General features: G+C 67.0%; 16 protein-coding genes. 13 read left to right on the top strand and 3 right to left on the bottom strand.

The genetic code is table 11. From position 1 onward, the window contains the following. Positions 1–263 precede the first annotated feature (263 nt). From FHS48_RS13185 to FHS48_RS13160, 6 genes are all read left to right on the top strand, one after another. Positions 264–2,102, top strand: a complete 1,839-nt coding sequence (locus FHS48_RS13185) for an ABC transporter ATP-binding protein (RefSeq protein WP_184264041.1) — start codon at positions 264–266, stop codon at positions 2,100–2,102. Next, a complete protein-coding gene (locus tag FHS48_RS13180; protein ID WP_184264040.1) occupies positions 2,090–3,871 on the top strand; it encodes an ABC transporter ATP-binding protein in 1,782 nt (593 codons plus the stop codon). Before FHS48_RS13185 ends, FHS48_RS13180 begins: the two co-directional genes overlap by 13 nt. A gap of 52 nt (positions 3,872–3,923) precedes the next feature. Beyond that, complete coding sequence (locus FHS48_RS13175) at positions 3,924–4,907, top strand: helix-turn-helix transcriptional regulator (protein ID WP_184264039.1); 984 nt, start codon at positions 3,924–3,926, stop codon at positions 4,905–4,907. Positions 4,908–5,068: 161 nt separating this feature from the next. After that, complete coding sequence (locus tag FHS48_RS13170; protein ID WP_184264038.1) at positions 5,069–5,494, top strand: hypothetical protein; 426 nt, start codon at positions 5,069–5,071, stop codon at positions 5,492–5,494. Positions 5,495–5,498: 4 nt separating this feature from the next. Then, on the top strand, positions 5,499–6,308 hold the full coding sequence (locus FHS48_RS13165; RefSeq protein ID WP_184264037.1) for a helix-turn-helix transcriptional regulator: 810 nt from the start codon (positions 5,499–5,501) through the stop codon (positions 6,306–6,308). Positions 6,309–6,577: 269 nt separating this feature from the next. Continuing rightward, positions 6,578–7,624 (top strand): aspartate-semialdehyde dehydrogenase, encoded by a 1,047-nt coding sequence (locus tag FHS48_RS13160; protein WP_184264036.1) that lies wholly within the window; start codon positions 6,578–6,580, stop codon positions 7,622–7,624. 244 nt (positions 7,625–7,868) lie between these two features. Here FHS48_RS13160 and FHS48_RS13155 read toward each other — a convergent pair whose 3' ends face one another. Together FHS48_RS13155 and FHS48_RS13150 are read right to left on the bottom strand one after the other, a co-directional pair. Then, complete coding sequence (locus tag FHS48_RS13155; RefSeq protein WP_184264035.1) at positions 7,869–9,332, bottom strand: DUF294 nucleotidyltransferase-like domain-containing protein; 1,464 nt, start codon at positions 9,330–9,332, stop codon at positions 7,869–7,871. Then, positions 9,304–9,987: a hypothetical protein gene (locus tag FHS48_RS13150; protein WP_184264034.1), complete on the bottom strand. Its 684-nt coding sequence runs from the start codon at positions 9,985–9,987 to the stop codon at positions 9,304–9,306. The genes FHS48_RS13155 and FHS48_RS13150 overlap by 29 nt, the downstream gene beginning before the upstream one ends. Positions 9,988–10,539: 552 nt before the next feature. Between FHS48_RS13150 and FHS48_RS13145 the strand changes: the two genes are divergently transcribed. The 6 genes from FHS48_RS13145 (at position 10,540) to FHS48_RS13120 (ending at position 15,921) form a co-directional block, all read left to right on the top strand. Beyond that, positions 10,540–10,803, top strand: coding sequence for a DUF4212 domain-containing protein (locus FHS48_RS13145; protein ID WP_184264033.1), 264 nt, complete (start codon positions 10,540–10,542; stop codon positions 10,801–10,803). Positions 10,804–10,817: 14 nt separating this feature from the next. Beyond that, positions 10,818–12,605 (top strand): sodium:solute symporter family protein, encoded by a 1,788-nt coding sequence (locus FHS48_RS13140; protein WP_184264032.1) that lies wholly within the window; start codon positions 10,818–10,820, stop codon positions 12,603–12,605. Positions 12,606–12,718: 113 nt separating this feature from the next. Next, a complete protein-coding gene (locus tag FHS48_RS13135; protein ID WP_184264031.1) occupies positions 12,719–13,021 on the top strand; it encodes a YggT family protein in 303 nt (100 codons plus the stop codon). A gap of 97 nt (positions 13,022–13,118) precedes the next feature. Beyond that, positions 13,119–13,370, top strand: coding sequence for a FeoA family protein (locus tag FHS48_RS13130; RefSeq protein WP_184264030.1), 252 nt, complete (start codon positions 13,119–13,121; stop codon positions 13,368–13,370). Further along, positions 13,370–15,685, top strand: a complete 2,316-nt coding sequence (gene feoB / locus FHS48_RS13125) for a Fe(2+) transporter permease subunit FeoB (RefSeq protein WP_260402471.1) — start codon at positions 13,370–13,372, stop codon at positions 15,683–15,685. The genes FHS48_RS13130 and feoB overlap by 1 nt, the downstream gene beginning before the upstream one ends. After that, on the top strand, positions 15,682–15,921 hold the full coding sequence (locus tag FHS48_RS13120; protein ID WP_184264029.1) for a FeoC-like transcriptional regulator: 240 nt from the start codon (positions 15,682–15,684) through the stop codon (positions 15,919–15,921). Before feoB ends, FHS48_RS13120 begins: the two co-directional genes overlap by 4 nt. Before the next feature lie 58 nt (positions 15,922–15,979). Here FHS48_RS13120 and FHS48_RS13115 read toward each other — a convergent pair whose 3' ends face one another. After that, the gene (locus tag FHS48_RS13115; RefSeq protein WP_184264028.1) at positions 15,980–17,530 is read right to left on the bottom strand and encodes a sigma 54-interacting transcriptional regulator; all 1,551 of its coding nucleotides are present in this window, start codon (positions 17,528–17,530) and stop codon (positions 15,980–15,982) included. A gap of 192 nt (positions 17,531–17,722) precedes the next feature. Between FHS48_RS13115 and FHS48_RS13110 the strand changes: the two genes are divergently transcribed. Further along, positions 17,723–18,955, top strand: coding sequence for a methionine gamma-lyase (locus FHS48_RS13110; RefSeq protein WP_184264027.1), 1,233 nt, complete (start codon positions 17,723–17,725; stop codon positions 18,953–18,955). Positions 18,956–18,969: the final 14 nt, after the last annotated feature.

The raw sequence follows: 18,969 nt of genomic DNA, 5'->3' as shown, positions 1-18,969 counted from the left end.
CATTAAAGCAATTAAGTCTCAATTGCATAAATCAGGCAGATCCCGCCGTCATCCGCCGTATTCGCCCCGCAGTGCCGTGCGGCCACGGGACGGAACCGGCGGCGCACACCATGCACCGCTGCCGCCACAGCGGCCAGCCCCGGGACAAAAACCGAAAGGAATTTCCCGGAAATCGAAAGTCTGGACCGTGGCTGCCCGCCGGATCGCCCCGTAGCATCCGCCACACCGGCCTCAGGCCTCCACCACCCCGGACCACAGCCCCGATGCCTTCCACCTCTCCCCCGGTTCCCCCACCGCCTGTTTCAGGATTCGCCGACGCCCTCGCCCCGGACCGTCTCCGGCTGGGCCTGACCCTTGGCCTGTCCGCCCTGACCGCCCTGCTGGAGCTGGCCCCCTACGGGCTGGTGTGGGCGATCGGAGCACTTCTCCTCGGCACCGCGCCGTTTGCCGGAGCCGGAGCCACACCCGGGGCAGACCCGGCGCTGCTGCTGGCCCTCGCCGGGCTGACGCTGCTGTGCGTCATGGCCCGTACCGTCTGTCAGGGCGCGACCCTGCTGCTGGCGCACCACATTGCCTTTGCGGCGGAAACCCGGCTGCGGCACCGGCTGATTGACCATATCGCCCGCCTGCCGCTGCTGCGGCTGGACGGAAAGGCCGCCGCCCTGAAACGCACGGTCATGGAGGATGTCGGCCGCCTGAACGGTGTTCTCGGCCACACTCTGCCCGATGTTGTCACCGGGCTGCTGCTGCCGGTCGCCGCCACCGCCGTCCTGCTGGCGGTGGACTGGCGGCTGACTCTGGCGGTGCTGGCCCTGCTGCCGCTGGCGGTGCTGGCGCAATGGCGGATGGCGGGGGGATCGGCCGACCAGTACGCCCGCTGGATTGCCGCCGAGGCCGAGGCCGGGACCGCGCTGGCCGCCTATGTGCGCGGGCTGGTGACCCTGCGCGCCTTCAACCGGCAGGCCGATACCCTGTCACAGGTCCATGGGGCAATCACCGCCGTCAGTCAGCTCGCCGCCGCCATCACCCGCCGGGCCGCCGCCCCCTATGCCGTTTTCGGCATGAGCATGACCTACCCGCCGATGGTGGTCCTGGCGGCGGGCCTGCCGCTCTATGCCTCCGGGGCGCTGCCTGCGGACCGGCTGCTGCTGTTTGTCGCCGTCGGCGGCACCACGCTGCTGCCGCTGGGGCGGGCGGTGCTGGCCCTGCATGGCCTGCGGGCGTTACAGGCCAGCGCCGGGCGGATCAATGCCCTGCTGGCCCTGCCGGGGATGCCGGATCCGGTCCCCCCGGCCCCGCTGCCGCAGGACACCACCCTGACTTTTGACGCGGTTTCCTTCCACGCCGCCCCGGAAGCAGGGCAGGGTGGCGGCCACTGTCTGCTTGACCGGGTCTCCTTCACCGCCGCCCCCGGCACCACCACGGTGATCGTCGGTCCGTCCGGGGCGGGCAAGACCACGCTGGCCCGGCTGGCCGCCCGGCTGGATGACTGCTCCGGCGGGCAGATCCGGCTTGGCGGCACCGACCTGCGGGCCCTGTCGTTGCAGGATCTGCGGTCCCGGATCGCCGTGGTGTTTCAGGATCCTGTCCTGTTTGACGGCAGCCTGCGCGACAGCCTGCGCATGGCCCGCCCCGGTGCCAGCGATGCAGACCTGACAGCGGCCCTGCATGCCGCCGGGGCCGCCCCCCTGCTGGACACTCTGCCCGGCGGTCTGGACGCCCGGGTCGGGGACCACGGCACCCGGCTGTCCGGCGGGGAACGGCAGCGGATCGCGCTGGCCCGGGCCTTCCTGAAGGATGCCCCGATCCTGATTCTGGACGAGGCCACCGCCCATGTTGACCCGATGGCGGAGCGGGAGATCCGCGCCGCCCTCCACACCCTGATGCGCGGCCGCACCGTTCTGGTCATCGCCCACCGCCTGCGCGGGCTGGAAACCGCCGACCAGATCGTGGTGCTGGAGTCCGGCCGCCTGACCGCCTGCGGCCCGCACAGCCAGCTTTTGACCACATCCCCCACCTACAGCCGCCTGTGGGCGGGACAGGCCCGCACTGACGACTGGAGTCTGCGCGCCCGGACGGAGACCGACCGATGCGACACCTGATACTGTCCCGCCTTGGCTTTGATCTGGCCGGGCAGGAGGATCCCCGCCTGTGGCGGGGCATGCTGTTCAGCAGCCTTGGCGCCGTGACCGATGCGCTGCCCTGGGCCCTGCTGGCGGCGGTCCCGGCGCTGGCCTCTGCCGGGCTGCCGCCGCTGCTGCTGGGGGCACTGCTGGCCGGGCTGACGGTGGCCGGACTGGTCATCGGCTGCGCCGTCAAGACCACAGCGATGAACGACAACTTCAGCGCCACCTATCAGATGGTCAGCCAGACCCGGCTGCGGCTCGCCAATCACCTGACCCGGATCCCCGCCGGGCGGATCCTGTCGTGGCGGCAGGGGGCACTGGCCGATCTGCTGACCGCCCGCTTCGGGCTGTATCAGGACATCATCACCCATGTCTGGGGGCTGATCGTCGCCGGGGTCGCCTTCCCGCTGCTGCTGTGGGGCCTGCTGCTGTGGCTGGACTGGCGGCTGGCCGTGGTACAGGCCCTGTCGGTGCCGCTGGCCTTCCTCAGCATCCCGTGGAGTTACCGCCTGCTGGACCGCGCCGGGGCCGCCGTCACCGGGCTGCGTGAACAGGCGGTGGTCGCCGTTACCGAGACCGCCGCCGGAGCCCGGGATCTGGCCTTCTTCGATCCCGCCCGGACCCGGCGGGCCCACGCCCATACCACCCTCGACCGGCTGCGGCAGGCCAGCATGAAGACCGAGGCCGCCCCGGCCCCGGCCCTGACCGTCTATGGTCTTCTGCTGAATCTGGGGCTGGTGGCGGTGATTGCCACCGCCGTCCTGACCCTGCCACCGGAAGCAGGAAGCACCGCCGCCCTGCCGGTGGCGATCAGCCTGCTGATCGCCCTGCGCCTGACCGCCGCCCTCGGCGATGTCGCCGCCTTTCTGGCGGAGCTGCGGTTCTCCCGCAGTGTGCTGGCCGGTCTCCGCGCCGTGGCGGCGGAAACCGCGCTGCCGCTGCCCGCACGGGGCCAGCCGCCCGCCGGGGCCGATCTCTGCTTCGAGGACGTTCACTTCTCTCACCACGGCACCGCCGACGGGGCTGTTCCCCCCGGCGGACGGCACGAAACCCTGTGCGGCATCAGCGTCGCCCTGCCGGCCGGCAGCATCACCGCCCTCGTCGGTCCTTCCGGGGCCGGAAAAACCACGCTGGCCCTGCTGGCGGCGCGGCTGTGGGATGTTGACTCCGGGGCCATCCGCATCGGCGGCACCGATCTGCGCGATATGGATGAAGCCACCCTGAACCGCACTGTCAGCATGGTGTTACAGGATGTCTCGCTGTTCGGGCTGTCGGTGCGGGACAACATCCGCCTCGGCCGCCCGGACGCCCCGCAGGCCGAGGTCGAGGCCGCCGCCATGACCGCCGCCATCCACAGCCGGATCCTGACCCTGCCGGAGGGCTATGACACCGTGCTGACCCCGGCGGTGCTCGGGCAGCTGTCCGGCGGGGAACAGCAGCGGCTGGCCATTGCCCGCGCCGTGCTGAAGGATGCCCCGGTGCTGATCCTCGACGAGGCCACCGCCAGCCTTGACCTCGACAGCGAAACACAGGTGCGCGAGGCTCTTTCCGCCCTGTGCCGGGGCCGGACCGTGCTGGTGATCGCCCACCGCCTGTGGACCATCCGCGACGCCGACCGAATTCTGGTGCTCGACGGGGGTCGTCTGCGGGAACAGGGCCCCCACGCGGAGCTGCTGGCCCGGCAGGGCCTGTATGCCCGGATGTGGCAGGCCCAGACCGGGGAGGGGGCACCGGACATAAATTAAGAGTGATACTCACTTGCATATTTGGGGCGGCGGGCCGTATCCTGATCCGGTCATGACCCAGCCTTCCGCCCCGCCCCCCGGTGGCCCCGCCACCGGAACCGCCTACACCCCGCGTGACCAGTATGCCCTGGCCCGGCGCTGCGGCTACCGCTATCGCGGGCTGGCCCTGTCCGGCACCCCGACCCCGCCGGACGACACCCGGGAAATGATGCGCGGCCACACCGTGGTGCTGCCGGTCCGCCCCGGCCTGACCCTGATGCTGGTCGATGTGCTGCACTTCCATGACTTTTCCGCCGAGGCCGACATGGCCCCCGGCCTCCTGACCGGCCTGTGTCTGGCCGCCCCGGTCAGCGGCTGGGCCGAAGGGGCCGGGGCACTGTCCACCCCGACCGGGCAGGGGATGACCCTGACCTTTGGCCGCCCGTCGGTGATGACCGGATGCCAGCCCCGGGGCGTGCGGCATCAGACCGTGTTTGCCTATGCCACCCCCGACTGGCTGGAGGAAAACCGGCTGCCCGCCGGGCCGGAGTTCTCCGGCAGCGGGCAGGTGACCGCCCGGCCATGGCGGCCCGACGCCGCCCTGTGGGACCGTCTCAACGGCCTGTTTCCCACGGCGGGGGCGGTCGCCGCCGACAGTCCGTTCCAGCGCCTGCACTGCGAGGCGCTGACCCTTGACCTGATCTGCGGCGGCCTTGCCGTCCCGGCGGCCTCCTCCGGTCCCCCCGGCCCACAGGCCCGGCTGCAACGGGTGCATGACTGCCTGCTGGCCGATCCGGGACGGGACCACAGCCTGTCGGCGCTGGCCCGCGAGGCCGGAATCAGCGTCAGCGTGCTGAAGGCCCGCTACCGCGACACCTTCGGCGAAACAGTGTTCCAGACCCTGCGGCGGGCGCGGCTGGAACTGGCGCGCAGCCTGCTGCGGGACGGTGGCGATATCGCCCGGGTGGCGGCGCAGGTCGGCTATGACCATGTGTCCAATTTCACCACCGCCTACCGCCGCCGGTTCGGCACGCCGCCCCGGCGCGATATCGGCTGAGACAGCGGCAGCGTCACCGGCGAAGACACCGGCTTTTGGCATAACCGATCCGGCCCGGCGCAAAAGCCGGGACCATTGATGCCCCCGGCTCCCGCCCCCTACAGTTTCCGACAGAGAGTAAAACTCATTCGCATCTTCGGAACACCTGTGGAGGGACCCCGATGTCCGGCCCCCTGATCCGCTATTCTCCTGATACCAGCCGCTTTCCGCTGGTGATCCTGCCCGCCGCTCCGGCCCCGCTGTCGGAGGCGGACAGCACCGCCCTGATCGCCACCCTGACCACCCTGCTGGAGGACGGACGCCCCTACGTGCTGATCGCCGAAAACGGCCCGCCCCCGCTGTGCGATGCCGGGACCCGCGCCTTTACCCACTGGTTCCGGCAGGAACGGGACCGCCTGCACCGCCTGTGCCGGGGCATGGTGATGCTGCTGCCCGCCGGACCCGCCGTGGCAGCGGCAGAACAGCAGGTGGCCCGGATGACCGCCGCCCCCGGCTGGCCCTATCCGGTGGTCGTCCACACCACCGCCGACAGCGCGCGGGCGTGGGCGGAAGCCCGTCTGTGCGCCCCGGCGACGGCAGAAGGGTGATATCATGGAACAGCCAGACGACACCGACGGGTGGTCGCTTCCTCTCGATGGTCCGTTGCACCTGCGGGCGATAACCCTCCCCCCTCACAGCAGCATCAATCTGCCCGATGGCCGCCGCCTGTGCCTTCAGGCCGTCTCCGGTCACGGGCAGATCCTGCACCGGCAGCAGTCCGCCGGACCCGTCACCCCTGAGTCGCTGCTGGTGCTGGAGGGCGGCCCCGGCTGGACCCTGAGCACCAGCGGAGCCGATCCTTTGCAGATGGTGGTGCTGACCACGGCCCGGACCCATCCCGGAACCGGCGACAGCCCGGCCAGCCTGCGGCGGTTTTCCCCCGGTTTCCGCACACTGGCCGCCCAGATTCTGGTCTGCCCGTTGCAGGGCCGCGCCCGTGACCTGTTCCGCCGGGGCAAGGGACTGGAACTGGCGGCGATGACCCTGCACCGCTGCGGATCCTCCCGACCGGATCCCGCCACCGACCATCCGGAGGCGGCCCGGCTGGTCTGCGCCGTTCTCAACAGTCTTGACGGATCCTTCACCCCCGCCCCGGACCCGGAGGATCTGGCCCGCCGCCTTGGGGTCACCGCCCCGCATCTGTCCGCCGCCTTCAAGGCGGTCAAGGGCGTCAGCCTGCACCGCTTCCTTCAGGAACGGCGGCTGGCCGAGGCCTTCCGCCTGCTGGCACAGGACGGGCTGAATGCCTCCGTCGCCGCCTACCGGGTCGGCTATACGCCCGCGCACTTCTCCACGGTGTTCCGGCAGCGCTTTGGCCTCAGTCCCCGCGATGTAACTCCCCGCCGCGCTGCCGGAGCTTAAAAAACCCTCCGGGGCAGCGCTTTGGCCTCAGTCCCCGCGATGTAACTCCCCGCCGCGCTGCCGGAGCGTGAAAAACCCTCCGGGGCAGCGCTTTGGCCTCAGTCCCCGCGATGTAACTCCCCGCCGCGCTGCCGGAGCGTGAAAAACCTCTTTGGGGCAGCAGGGTCTGTCAAAAAACTTTTGCACTGGCGAAGAATCGGCGTTCAAATGCCCGGGCGTCGTTGCTATAAACGATAGCTTTGTTTAACCCCCAGCTTATGGGAATCACCATGTCTCACTTCGTGGCTTCCGGTCCCCGCGTCGCTGTTGTTGGCGTCACGGGTGCCGTCGGGAAGGAGATGGTGAACGTGCTGCATGACCGCGCGTTTCCCCTCTCCGAACTTCGTCTGTTTGCCTCCGCCCGTTCGGCTGGCAAAACTACCGAGACTCCCTACGGCACTAAAACCATCGAAGCCTTCACCGTTGACGCGGTGGCGGAGTGCGATATTGCCCTGCTGGCCGTTTCCGGCGACTTCGCCAAGGAATTCGCGCCACAGCTGGCCGCCCGTGGCGTGACCGTCATCGATAACTCCTCGGCCTTCCGCTATGACGACGACAAGCCGCTGGTGATTCCGGAAATCAATCCGGATGCCGTCGGGGATGCCCGTATCATCGCCAACCCCAACTGCACCACCGCCATTCTGGCTGTGGCGCTGTGGCCGCTGCACAAGGCCTTCGGGCTGAAGAAGGTCATCGTCTCCACCTATCAGGCGGCTTCGGGCGCCGGGGCGGAAGGGATGAGCGAGCTGGAAGATCAGGCCCGCGCCTATCTGGACACCGGCAAGGCCGATAATAAGGTGTTTGCCCATCCGCTGCCGTTCAACCTGATTCCGCACATCGATGCGTTCCAGGACAACGGCTACACCAAGGAAGAGATGAAGGTCACCTGGGAAAGCCGCAAGATCATGGGGATCCCTGATCTGGCGCTGTCCTGCACCGCCGTGCGCATCCCGACCTCCCGCGCCCATGCCGAAAGCGCGGTGATCGAGTTCGCCAGGCCGGTGACCCCGGACGCCGCCCGCGCCCTGCTGGCCGATGCCCCCGGGGTGAAGGTGGTGGATGATCCCGCCGCCAAGGTTTACCCGATGCCGCTGAATGCCTCCGGCAAGTACGACGTCGAAGTCGGCCGGATCCGTCAGAATCTGGTGTTCGGCGACCATGGTCTGGAACTGTTCGTCTGCGGTGACCAGCTGCTGAAGGGCGCCGCCCTGAACGCGGTGCAGATCGCCGAAGTGGTGCTGGACCGTCGCGGCGAAAGCCTGCGCCGGTCGGCGTAACGGCCATCTGACGTACTATTAAGAAGGGCAGGGGGGCCGCAGGGCTCCCCTGTTTTCTTTTACCTGTTCCTTTTATACCGGCTGGCGTTTGATTTGACGTGCCGAAGGCGCTCTGGCCGACCGGCAAGCCCGAGTGGTGCCTGCCCCTCACCATCCCAGCATAACTGGCCCAGCATGAACTGGCCAAGCGGATCCGTTCATTGGCCGGGTGGTCTTATCTGTGATCAGGCATCCGGTGGCAGCCTCACCGGGGCCGGGGCCGGACCCGGTCGAAGCTGTCACGCAGCATCTGCGGCAACCGCGCACACTGCCGCACCGCCGACACCACCGCCGCCCGGTCTGCCCGGTCAAACCGCGACGGATCCACCCGCACCCCCGGAACGGTCCCGGCCCGCAGGTCATCCCCCTGCTGACGCAGAATGACCCGGATCAGACAATCCTGCGCCGCCAGCAACGGTTTCAGGTCCGCCTCCGGCAGGATCTGGCGTTGTAACAGCGCCAACAGACGGTCCGCCGTCGCGGTGGCGGCAATCCCCTGATGCAGGGCCATGATCCGCGCCCCGGCCACCAGCGGAAACAGGCCGTGCCGCTTCAGGTCAACCCGGCCCTGCTGGGTTTTCAGGCGTCCGAACAGGCCGACCGGCGGAGAGATGCCATCCAGATGCGCCGCCATCCCGTGCAGGAAGGACAGGGCACCGCGGCTGCGCTCCGTCACCTCATCCCGCAGGGTCGCCGCCAGACCGGCATCACCGAACACCGGCATGAAATCAAAGAAGATATCAGCCTTCAGCAGGCTTTCGGGATCGGGATGTTCCAGCCAGCGCCCGACCTGCCGCCGCCAGCCGTCCAGCGAGTGCCGCCATTCCGGCCGCGAGGCCATCACCCCACCTTTGCAGAACGGAATCCCGGCGGCATCCAGCAGGGCACTCAGCCGGATTCCGGCCTCGGCAAACCAAGGATCGTCCGCCTCCGTCCCAGCGTGCAGGATCGCGTTGTCCTGATCCGGGGCCAGCAGACTTTCCCCCCGTCCGCCCGAGCCCAGAATCAGCACGGTCCAGCGGGCCGGAGCCGGACCGAAGGCCGGATCGGCCTGAAGGGCCGACTCGGTCAACTGGGCCGCCCGACGGGTCATATCGGCGTAAACTGCCGACACCACCGCCGCCACCTGCACCGCCGTCAGCCCCTCGGCCAGCAGCGACTCCACCAACTGCGGTAACTGGGTCCGCGCCTCCGCCAGACCGGTGGCATCCGTGGCAGCCCGGACCGCATCGCCGATGCGCAGGCTTTCCGCCGCCCGCAGCCGCAGCAGATCCCGCGCCGTCACCAGCCCGATCACCCGTTCATGGCCGTCAATCACCGCCAGATGCCGGATGTTCAGACGGTCCATCCGCCCCAGAGCCATGTAGACAAACGCATTTTCACGCACAAAGGCCACCGGGGATGACAGGAACCCGGCCAGCGGAGCCACCGCCGCCCCGTCCCGCAGCCGGGTCAGGGCCCGCAGCACATCTTTCTCGGTAATGATTCCACAGGCCTGACCGGCGGCATCAATGGTGAACAGGGCACTGACATTCTGCTCCAGCATCACCGCCGCCGCCGTTGCCAGATCACAGTCCGGCCCGACCGTCACCGCCGGGGTCCGCATCACCTCCCGCACCCGGTGGCGGTAGGGAAAACTGTCAAGCCCGCGCAGCGACTCCGGAACCATGCCGCACCCCTTCCTCCGCCCCATCCCCTGCCAGCAGGGCAGTCATCAGACTGTCCGCCATCAGCATCCGGCCCTGCCGGTCACAATGATGCACCACCCAAAGCCGGAACGTATGGCGGATCTGTGCCGCATCCCAGTCCACCAGATCACGGTTGAAGGGCAGGGTGTCCAACAGGACCCGGAACCCCGGATCAAAGGCCGCCTTGATGTCAGCCCGGTCGGGCAGGGGCTGATCAAGACGCCGGGCAAAGGCGGAGCAGGCGGCCGGATGGAACTCCGGCCCCACCGCCTGCGGCGGGGATCCCAACGCCGTCAGGGCGTCGGCATACAGCTCCGGCACCTGCCGCCGCAGACGGTCGGCCCCGGCCGGAAGCCCGGCCAGCCACCACAGCAGCATATCAGCCAACACCGCCGCCGCCGTCTGCCAGCGGCACGGCTCCATCCGGGCGATGAATTCCGGCTCCGACACCAGCTTATCCTGCTGGCGGCCAACCCGGGCCCGGCAATAGCCATAGGCGGTCTTCTGCACCGTAAAAGCCGCCTCCGCCGCCAGAAAACGGATCAGCTCCTCCCGGGTGGTCACCGTCTTCCGGCGCCAGCCACTGACCGGTCCCAGACCGATCAGGCGGCCGATCATCTCTGTCAGACCTTTCATGGTTCCTCCCCGGTCTACAGGCGGCCCCATCTGAAGCCCCTTCTGTTTATACCCCTATATTTCCTGATTTTATTCCGCAGGAAGAAATAGCCTAAATGCTGTTGTGCAAAATATCTCTCGCTGACGCAAAAACAGCACATTTATAGTATGGGATAACGCTATCATTTTCACATACACGGATCCATATCCTGATTTTTTCTTTTCGCGACAAAACTTGATTGCTGATAAAATAATGCCACTGTAATACGATAACACTATGGACTGCACATTCCCGTACACAAGGGGTGCCAGTCCATCAAAATGTCCGCAGCCTGACACCGGGCTGACGGACCCAAGAAAGGATCGGGTACCCCGGCGGGCAGCAGGCCGACGGGCCCGTCAAAGGCCTCGCAACGAAAAGGCCCGGACGGTCCGCGTTCCGTTCCCCTCCGCCGGTGCGGTCAGAAGAACATGTCCCCTGTCAGACCGGATCCCCGGCCGCCCTTGTGCGCCCGCATCTCTGTCTGCACAGATCCGACAGTATTCCGAAACAGGAAATCTGGGAGGTTTTCCATGTCCACGATTTCACCGGAACAGGCACGGGCACATTGGGCGAAATCAAAATCGCTGATGTGGATCAGTCTGGCAGTCTGGTTTGTCTTCTCCTTCGGGATTCATTTCTTCGTCAAAGATCTGAATGCTATCACCTTTATCGGCTTCCCGCTCGGCTTCTACATGGCCGCCCAGGGCAGTTTGCTCGCCTTCGTCATTCTGTGCTTCTGGTTTGCCAAACGCCAGAACGAGATTGATGAAGAGTGCGGCGTCAGCGAAGACTGAAGGGGGATACAGCAATGAAAGGTGGTTTCCTCGACAATCTCGGTAAAGTGTACGGTATCTATACCGGCACCTTTATCGGATTCGTGATTTTTCTCGCCATCCTTGAACAGCTTGGCGTCCCCAACAAGATCATCGGCTATCTGTTCGTTTTCATGACGATCGGCATTTATGCCCTGATCGGTATCCTGTCCCGCACCACGCAGGTGTCGGAATATTATGTGGCCGGACGGTCGGTACCCGCCGTTTACAACGGCATGGCCACCGGCTCCGACTGGATGTCCGGTGCCTCCTTTGTCGGCATGGCCGGCACCTTCTATGCCTCCGGCTATGACGGCTTGGCCTATGCGCTGGGGTGGACCGGCGGCTTCGTGCTGGTGGCGGTGCTGATGGCCCCGTATCTGCGCAAGTTCGGGGCCTATACGGTGCCGGACTTCCTCGGCACCCGCTACGGCGGCAACTTCGCCCGCGCCGTCGGCATTATCGTGCTGCTGTCCTGTTCCTTCACCTATGTGACGGCGCAGATCTACGCCACCGGCATCATCACCAGCCGCTTCCTCGGCCTGTCGTTCGAGGTGGCGGTGTTCGCCGGGCTGGTCGGGATTCTTGTCTGCTCGATGCTGGGCGGCATGCGGGCGGTAACCTGGACCCAGGTGGCCCAGTACATCATCCTGATCATTGCCTACCTGACCCCGGTTGTGATCCTGTCGGCCAAGGTCACCGGCGTGCCGATTCCGCAGATCATGTACGGCCAGGTCCTACAGGAAATCGCCAGACTGGAGCAGACCAGCGAGTTCCTCGCCACCGTGCGGGAACAGAACCTGTTCCACACCGCGCCCTTTACCCGTATGGATCCGGTCAACTTCTTCGGTCTGATCTTCTGCCTGATGCTGGGCACCGCATCGCTGCCGCATGTGCTGATGCGCTTCTTCACCACCCCGTCGGTGCGTGAGGCCCGGGTTTCGGTCGGCTGGTCACTGCTGTTCATCTTCCTGCTGTACTTCACTGCCCCGGCTTATGCCGCGTTTGCCAAGTACGAGGTTTATGCCAACCTGCTCGGCAAGCCGATCACCGATCTCCCGGCGTGGGTCGCCATCTGGAAAAATGTCGGTCTGGTCACCATCACCGACATCGGCAAAGACGGCCTGCTGCACTTTGCCGACCTGAAACTGAACAACGACGCCATCGTGCTGGCGACTCCGGAAATTGCCGGTCTGCCGTATGTCATCGCCGGTCTGGTCGCCGCCGGGGGCCTTGCCGCCGCCCTGTCCACCGCCGACGGTCTGCTGCTGGCGATTTCCAACGCCCTGTCGCACGACGTCTATTACCGCATGATCAACCCGCATGCCGATACGGCCAGACGCCTGATGATTTCCCGCGTGCTGCTGGTGGTGGTGGCGATTCTGGCGGCCTACACCGCCTCGACCAAACCATCGGACATTCTTTCCATGGTGGCGTGGGCGTTCTCCATCGCCGCATCGGGGCTGTTCTGCGCCCTGGTGCTGGGCGTGTGGTGGAAACGCTGCAACACCCCCGGCGCGGTGGCCGGGATGATTGCCGGCTTCGGGGTCTGCATGTATTACCTGATCGGCACCCGCTACGGCGGTATGCCGGAATGGTTTGGGGTGAAGAACATCTCCGCCGGGGTGTTCGGCATCCCCGTCGCCTTCATCACCACCGTGGTGGTCAGCCTGCTGACCAAGGCCCCGAGTCAGGAAATGCAACAGCTTATCGACGATATCCGCGTCCCGCGCGGAGAAACGTTCATCGACCGCGAAAAGAACGCGCTGGCCGGGGGACACTGATCCCCCGGAGACCGGACGCGGGACGGGCCTGACCGCACGGCCCGCACCGGTCTCCGTCTGACCTGTCAGACCGGGGGAGTCTTCCCCCGGTCCTTTCCGCCCGGAGGATGCCGATGCTTCTGGAGTACTGGTACTACCTGATTCCCAGTTACCTTCTGGCTGCCGTCATGTGGACCATGGCCGGACGGTTTCTATTGCAGTTCATGGTTCCTGATCCGTCCGGCAACTACATCATGAACGCGTTTGTGCGGATCACGGATCCGTTTTACCGGCTGTTTGCGGTGATCACCCCCGGCTTCCTGCATCCGGCCTTTTATCCGCTTTATTACGGGTTTCTGCTGTTTGTCCTCCGGCTGGCCCTGCATGCGGGGATGTTTTCCCTTGGGCTGACCCCGACGGTTTCCATGCCAGCCTGACAGCGGCAGACCCCGGCATTTACCCTGCGACAAGTCGGAACGGCCCTCCAAAGGTAAGAATGCAAATCAGTATCGCCTTCTTGCCGGAGCCCGTCCGATGTCCCAGCCCCCGCTTTCACCGCGCCCGCTGTCGCAGCTTCAACCCGGCCAGTCGGCCCGGATCACCGGCCTTGACGGTGGCAGCGCGGCCTACCGCCAGCGCCTGCTTGCCTTTGGCCTGATCCCCGGCACCGCCTTTACCCTGACCCGGGTTGCCCCGCTCGGCGATCCGGTGGAGGTGCGGCTGCGCGGTTACACCCTGACCCTGCGCCGGGACGAAGCGGCAATCCTTCGCATCGAGACGCTGTGATGACCGCCGCATCCATTATGAATTGCAAAGTCGCGCTGGCGGGCAAAGTCGTGCTGGCGGGCAACCCCAACTGCGGCAAAACCACCCTGTTCAACGCCTTGACCGGATCCCGGCAGCAGGTCGGCAACTGGCCGGGGGTGACGGTGGAGCAGAAGCGCGGCACCTATCCATGGCAGGGCAGCACGGTCGAGGTGGTCGATCTGCCCGGTCTGTACATGATCAGCGGCGATCACGGCCCGCAGGATGAACGGGTCAGCCGCGATTACCTGACCTCCGGCGAGACCGGGGTGGTGATCAACGTGATTGATGCCTCGACGCTGGAACGCTCGCTGTACCTGACCGTGCAGATGATGGAACGGCGGGTGCCGCTGGTGGTGGCGGTCAACATGATGGATCTGGCCGAAAAGGCCGGGGTGGAGATTGACCTTGCCGCCCTGTCCGCCGCCCTCGGCTGCCCGGTGGTGCCGCTGGTGGCCAGCCGCCGCCGGGGGCTGGACGCCCTGAAGAAAGCCTGCGCCGGGGGTGTCTCTGCCCCGGCTCCGGTGCCCTATCCCGAGGCGGTGGAACGGGCAATTGCCGCCCTGCGTCCGGCCCTCGGCGGACAGACCCGTCATGATCCGCGCTGGCTGGCAGTGCGGCTGCTGGAAGCGACCCCGGACTCCGATTTTGCCGCCGCCGTCTTCACCGCCACCCCCGGCCTGCGGGAGCAGGTGGAGGCCGTGCGGCAGACACTGGAACGCGAGGGCGGCGAGGATGCCGACATCCTGATCGCCGATGCCCGCTATCAGCTGATCGGGCGGATCACCGCCACCGCCTGCCGCCGCCTGCACGAGATTTCCCCGGCCCTGACCCGGCGGCTGGATGCGATTGCCCTCAACCGGTTTCTCGGGGTGCCGCTGTTTCTCGGCATCATGTACCTGATGTTCGTGCTGACCATCAGCGTCGGCGGTGCCTTCATCGACCTGTTCGATCAGGGGGTCGGTGCCCTGCTGGTGGACTGGCCGGAGCAGCTTCTGACCGCCGCCGGAGCCCCCGGCTGGCTGATGGTGACGGTGACCGGTCTCGGCAGCGGCATCCAGACCGTCGCCACCTTTGCCCCGGTGATCGGCAGCCTGTTTCTGGTGCTGTCGGCGCTGGAGGATTCCGGCTACATGGCCCGGGCCGCCTTTGTGATGGACCGCGCCATGCGCGGCATCGGCCTGCCGGGCAAAGCCTTTGTGCCCCTGATCGTCGGTTTTGGCTGCAATGTTCCGGCGGTGATGGCCGCCCGCACGCTGGACAGCCACCGCGACCGGGTGATGACGGCGATGATGGCCCCGTTCATGGCCTGCGGGGCCCGTCTGCCGGTGTTTGCGCTGTTTGCCGCCGCCTTCTTCCCCAGCGGAGGCCAGAATGTGGTGTTCGGCCTGTATCTGCTGGGCATCGCCGTGGCGGTCATCACCGGCCTGATCCTGAAAACCACCCTGCTGCGCGGCGAAGCCGCCCCGTTTGTGATGGAACTGCCGCCCTATCACATCCCGACCCTGCACGGCATTGTCTGGCATGCGTGGCAACGGCTGCGGGACTTCCTGCTCCGGGCCGGTCAGGTGATTGTGCCGATGGTGCTGGCCTTGAGCCTTCTGTCCTCCTTCACCCCCGCCGGGGAGTTCCGCAAGGACGCCGGGCGGGAGTCGATTCTGGCGGCGGTCAGTTCCGCCGTCAGCCCGGTTCTGGCCCCGATGGGTCTGCGGGAGGACAACTGGCCCGCCACTGTCGGCCTTGTGACCGGCATTTTCGCCAAGGAAGCGGTGATCGGCACCTTGAACAGCCTGTACGGCAGCGCCGATACGGCAGAGGAGGGCACTCCCTTCGTGCTGGCGGACGCCCTGCAAAAAGCTGTCGCCACCGTCCCCGCCAATCTGGCGGCGCTGGGGCAGGCGGTGCTGGATCCGCTGAAGCTCGGCACCCTGTCGCAGGACAGCACGGAAACCACGGCGGCCCTTGGCGTCAACGCCAGTGCCTTCGGGGCGATGACCGCCTATTTTGACGGCGGGGCCGGAGCCTTGGCCTATATGGTGCTGATCCTGCTGTACACCCCCTGCGTTGCCACGCTGGGGGCGATCCGGCAGGAAGCCGGGGGGCGGTGGGCCGCCTTCGCGGCGGGCTGGACCACCTCGGTGGCCTATGTGATGGCGGTGATGATCTATCAGGGGGCCACCTGGCTGAACCATCCGGGGCCTTCCGCCCTGTGGATCGCCGGGGGCTGTGCCATCCTGCTGCTGGGGGTCACCCTGCTGCGGCAGATCTCCAACCGGGGCCTGAGGGCGGCATCATGAGTCTGATTGCCCTGAAAACCTGCCTGCAACAACGGCGGCAGGCCACCCTGAGTGAACTGGCCCTGCATGTCGGCAGCAGCACCGATGCGGTGCGGGATGCCTTGCAGATCTGGGTCGGCAAGGGCAGGGTCCGCCGGATCGGTGGCGGATCCGACGCCGCCGGAAAAGCCTGCGGCAGCGGCGGCTGCAAAGGCTGCCACGGCCCGGAGGAAACCTATGAATGGGTTGATCCCTGAGCAGGCTGTGACCGAAACCGGATCAATCCGGGATATGCGACATCGCAAACCCCGAACCTCAACGCAGGCCGTAGGCCCGCAGCTTCTGGGCGATGGTGGTGTGCGACACCTTCAGCCGCTCCGCCAGCCGCCGGGTGGACGGATAGCGGGGCCACAGCCGGGCCAGCAGATCCCGCTCAAACGCCGCCTGCGCACTGTCCCAGTCCGCCGGATCGGCTGCCGGGTCCTCTCGCGGCGTTTCCGGGGCCGGTCCTTCTCCGGCCAGCGGCGGAAGGGGAGGGGGAGGGAGAACCGGCGCGTCCCCCAGATCAAAGGCCGCCGCCTCCAGCAGCGGGGCATCGGTCAGGGTCAGGGCCCGGAACAGCACGTTCTGCAACTGCCGCACATTGCCCGGCCAGTCATAGCGGCACAGGGCCTGCCGGGCCGCATCGGTCAGGCGCGGCACCGGGCGGCCAAGGCGGGCGGCGGTGCTGTCGAGAAAACTGTCGATCAGCACCGGAATGTCCTCTCCCCGGCGGCGCAGCGGCGGCACATCAACCTGCAACACCGACAGACGGTACAGCAGATCCTCGCGGAAGGTCTTGTCGGCACAGGCCGCCGCCAGATCGCGGTGGGTGGCGCTGACAATCCGCACGCTGACCCGCCGCTCCTGCTTTCCCCCCACCCGGCGGAAGGTGCCATCGGCCAGAAAGCGCAGCAGCTTGCTCTGCACGTAGGGCGACATCTCGCCGATCTCATCCAGGAACACCGTGCCGCCGTCGGCCAGTTCCAGCAACCCCAGCTTGCCATCCCGCGCCGCGCCGCTGAAGGCTCCGGGGGCGTAGCCGAACAGCTCGCTCTCCACCAGTGTTTCCGGCAGGGCGGCGCAGTTCAGGGCCAGAAACGGGGCGTCATGACGGCGGCCCGCGCCATGGATCGCCCGGGCCACCAGTTCCTTGCCGACCCCGGTTTCCCCGCCGATCAGCACCGGAGCATCAACATCGGCAAAGCGCCGGACCCGGTCCTTGACCGCCAGAATCGCCGGACAGGTGCCCAGAATCGCATCCAGCGACCCCTGTTCCCCCGGGCCGACCCGGGCCAGCGCCTGCCCCAGCCGCTGCGGATGCCGGAACACCACAATTCCACCGCCGGTTCCCCCGTCCGGCCCGGCCACAGCGGGGGAGGGGATCACCTCCACCATCCACGCCTGCCCGTTCAGGGTCACCGGCTGGGCCTGCGGCTGGCCCCGGTCGAGCATGGCCCGCACCGGATCAGGCAACACCGCCGCCCCGTCCAGAATCGCCTGTGCTGCCCGGTTGGCTGCGGCAAGACCGCCGCCGGGCTCCGCCACCACCAAAGCATCGGGGTAACTGTCGGCCAGCAGTTCCAGCGCCTGCTGGCGACGGTCGCCGGGCAGGGCCTCCACCGGGGTCACCGCCCACAGACCGGGCACCGCCAGCAGGGCGGCGCGCAGACCATCCAGTCCCGGCGGGCGCAGGCCCGGCAGCTCGGCGTAAACATGGTGGGTCACCACCTCCAGCCGCCGCACATCGTGCCCGGCCCCGGCGATCACCGTCAGAATCTCGCCGGTGATGCCGACCCGGTTATCGGCGTGAATATCCAGCAGCATCGACCCTCCGGTGTCAGATTTTTCTTACACTGGAAGATTATCTTTACATCCGCCGCCTGACAAGAGACGCAAACCGTAAGAAATTTCTTACACACCCCTCATAAACCGCTGATTTTCCCCACTGGCACGGTTCCTGCGATGACATCCCCACAACAGAAAGGCCCGCCACGGGCCAAACACGGGAGATGTTTCATGTCGAAGACCAGCGATACCGCCCAGAAGACCCCCGGTTTCGCCACCCGCGCCATCCACCATGCCTATGATCCGCAGGATCACAACGGCGCGCTGGTGCCGCCGGTCTACATGACCTCCACCTTCGCCTTCCCCGATGCCGCCACCGGTGGCCGCCGCTTCGCCGGGGAAGATCCGGGCTATATCTACACCCGCCTCGGCAACCCGACCCTGCGCCTGCTGGAAGCCCGTCTGGCCGAACTGGAAGGCGGCGAGGCGGCGATGGTCACCGGCTCCGGCATGGGGGCGATCACCTCCACCCTGTGGACGCTGGTCAAGCCGGGGGACGAAATCATCGTCGATAAAACCCTGTACGGCTGCACCTTCGCCTTCATGCGCCATGGTCTGGCCCGCTTCGGCGTGACGGTCAGCCATGTTGACCTGACCGATGCCGCCGCCCTGCGCGCCGCCATGACCGAAAAAACCGCCGTGGTCTATTTTGAAACCCCGGCCAACCCCAACATGCGGGTGGTGGACATCCGCACCGTCTCCGCCATCGCCCACGAACAGAACGCGGTGGTGGTGGTGGACAACACCTACTGCTCGCCCTACCTCCAGCAGCCGATCAGCCTCGGTGCCGATCTGGTGGTGCATTCCGCCACCAAGTATCTGGGCGGCCACGGCGACCTGACCGCCGGGGCGGTGATCGGCCGGGCGGAGATGATCACCTCGATCCGCTTCTTCGGCCTGAAGGACATGACCGGTGCCGTGCTGTCGGCAATGGACGCCAGCCTGATCATGCGCGGCCTGAAGACGCTGGAACTGCGGATGGACCGTCATTGTTCCTCCGCCCAGACCGTCGCCGACATGCTGGAAGCCCATCCGGCGGTGGCGCGGGTCTACTACCCCGGCCTGTCCAGCCATCCGCAGCACGATCTGGCCAAGGCGCAGATGAAGTTGCCGGGCGGGATGATCGCCTTCGAACTGACCGGCGGCTATGACGCCGGGATCCGCCTGATGGACAGCCTGTCGATGATCGTCTGTGCCGTCAGCCTTGGCGATGCCGAAACCCTGATCCAGCACCCGGCCAGCATGACCCATTCCAGCTACACCCCGGAGGAACGCGCCGCCTATGGCATCTCCGAAGGGCTGATCCGCCTGTCGGTCGGGCTGGAAACCCCGGCCGACATCCTCGCCGACCTCTCCACCGCGCTGGATGCCCTGTCCGCCCCGGTCAGGGCGGCGGCGGAATAAAACCGGCATCCCGG

The organism is Novispirillum itersonii (genome assembly GCF_014205675.1).
Classification (GTDB): Bacteria; Pseudomonadota; Alphaproteobacteria; order Rhodospirillales; family Rhodospirillaceae; genus Novispirillum; species Novispirillum itersonii_A.
The sequence above is the reverse complement of the archived record's forward strand: the minus strand, read 5'-3'. Positions and strand labels throughout refer to the sequence as shown.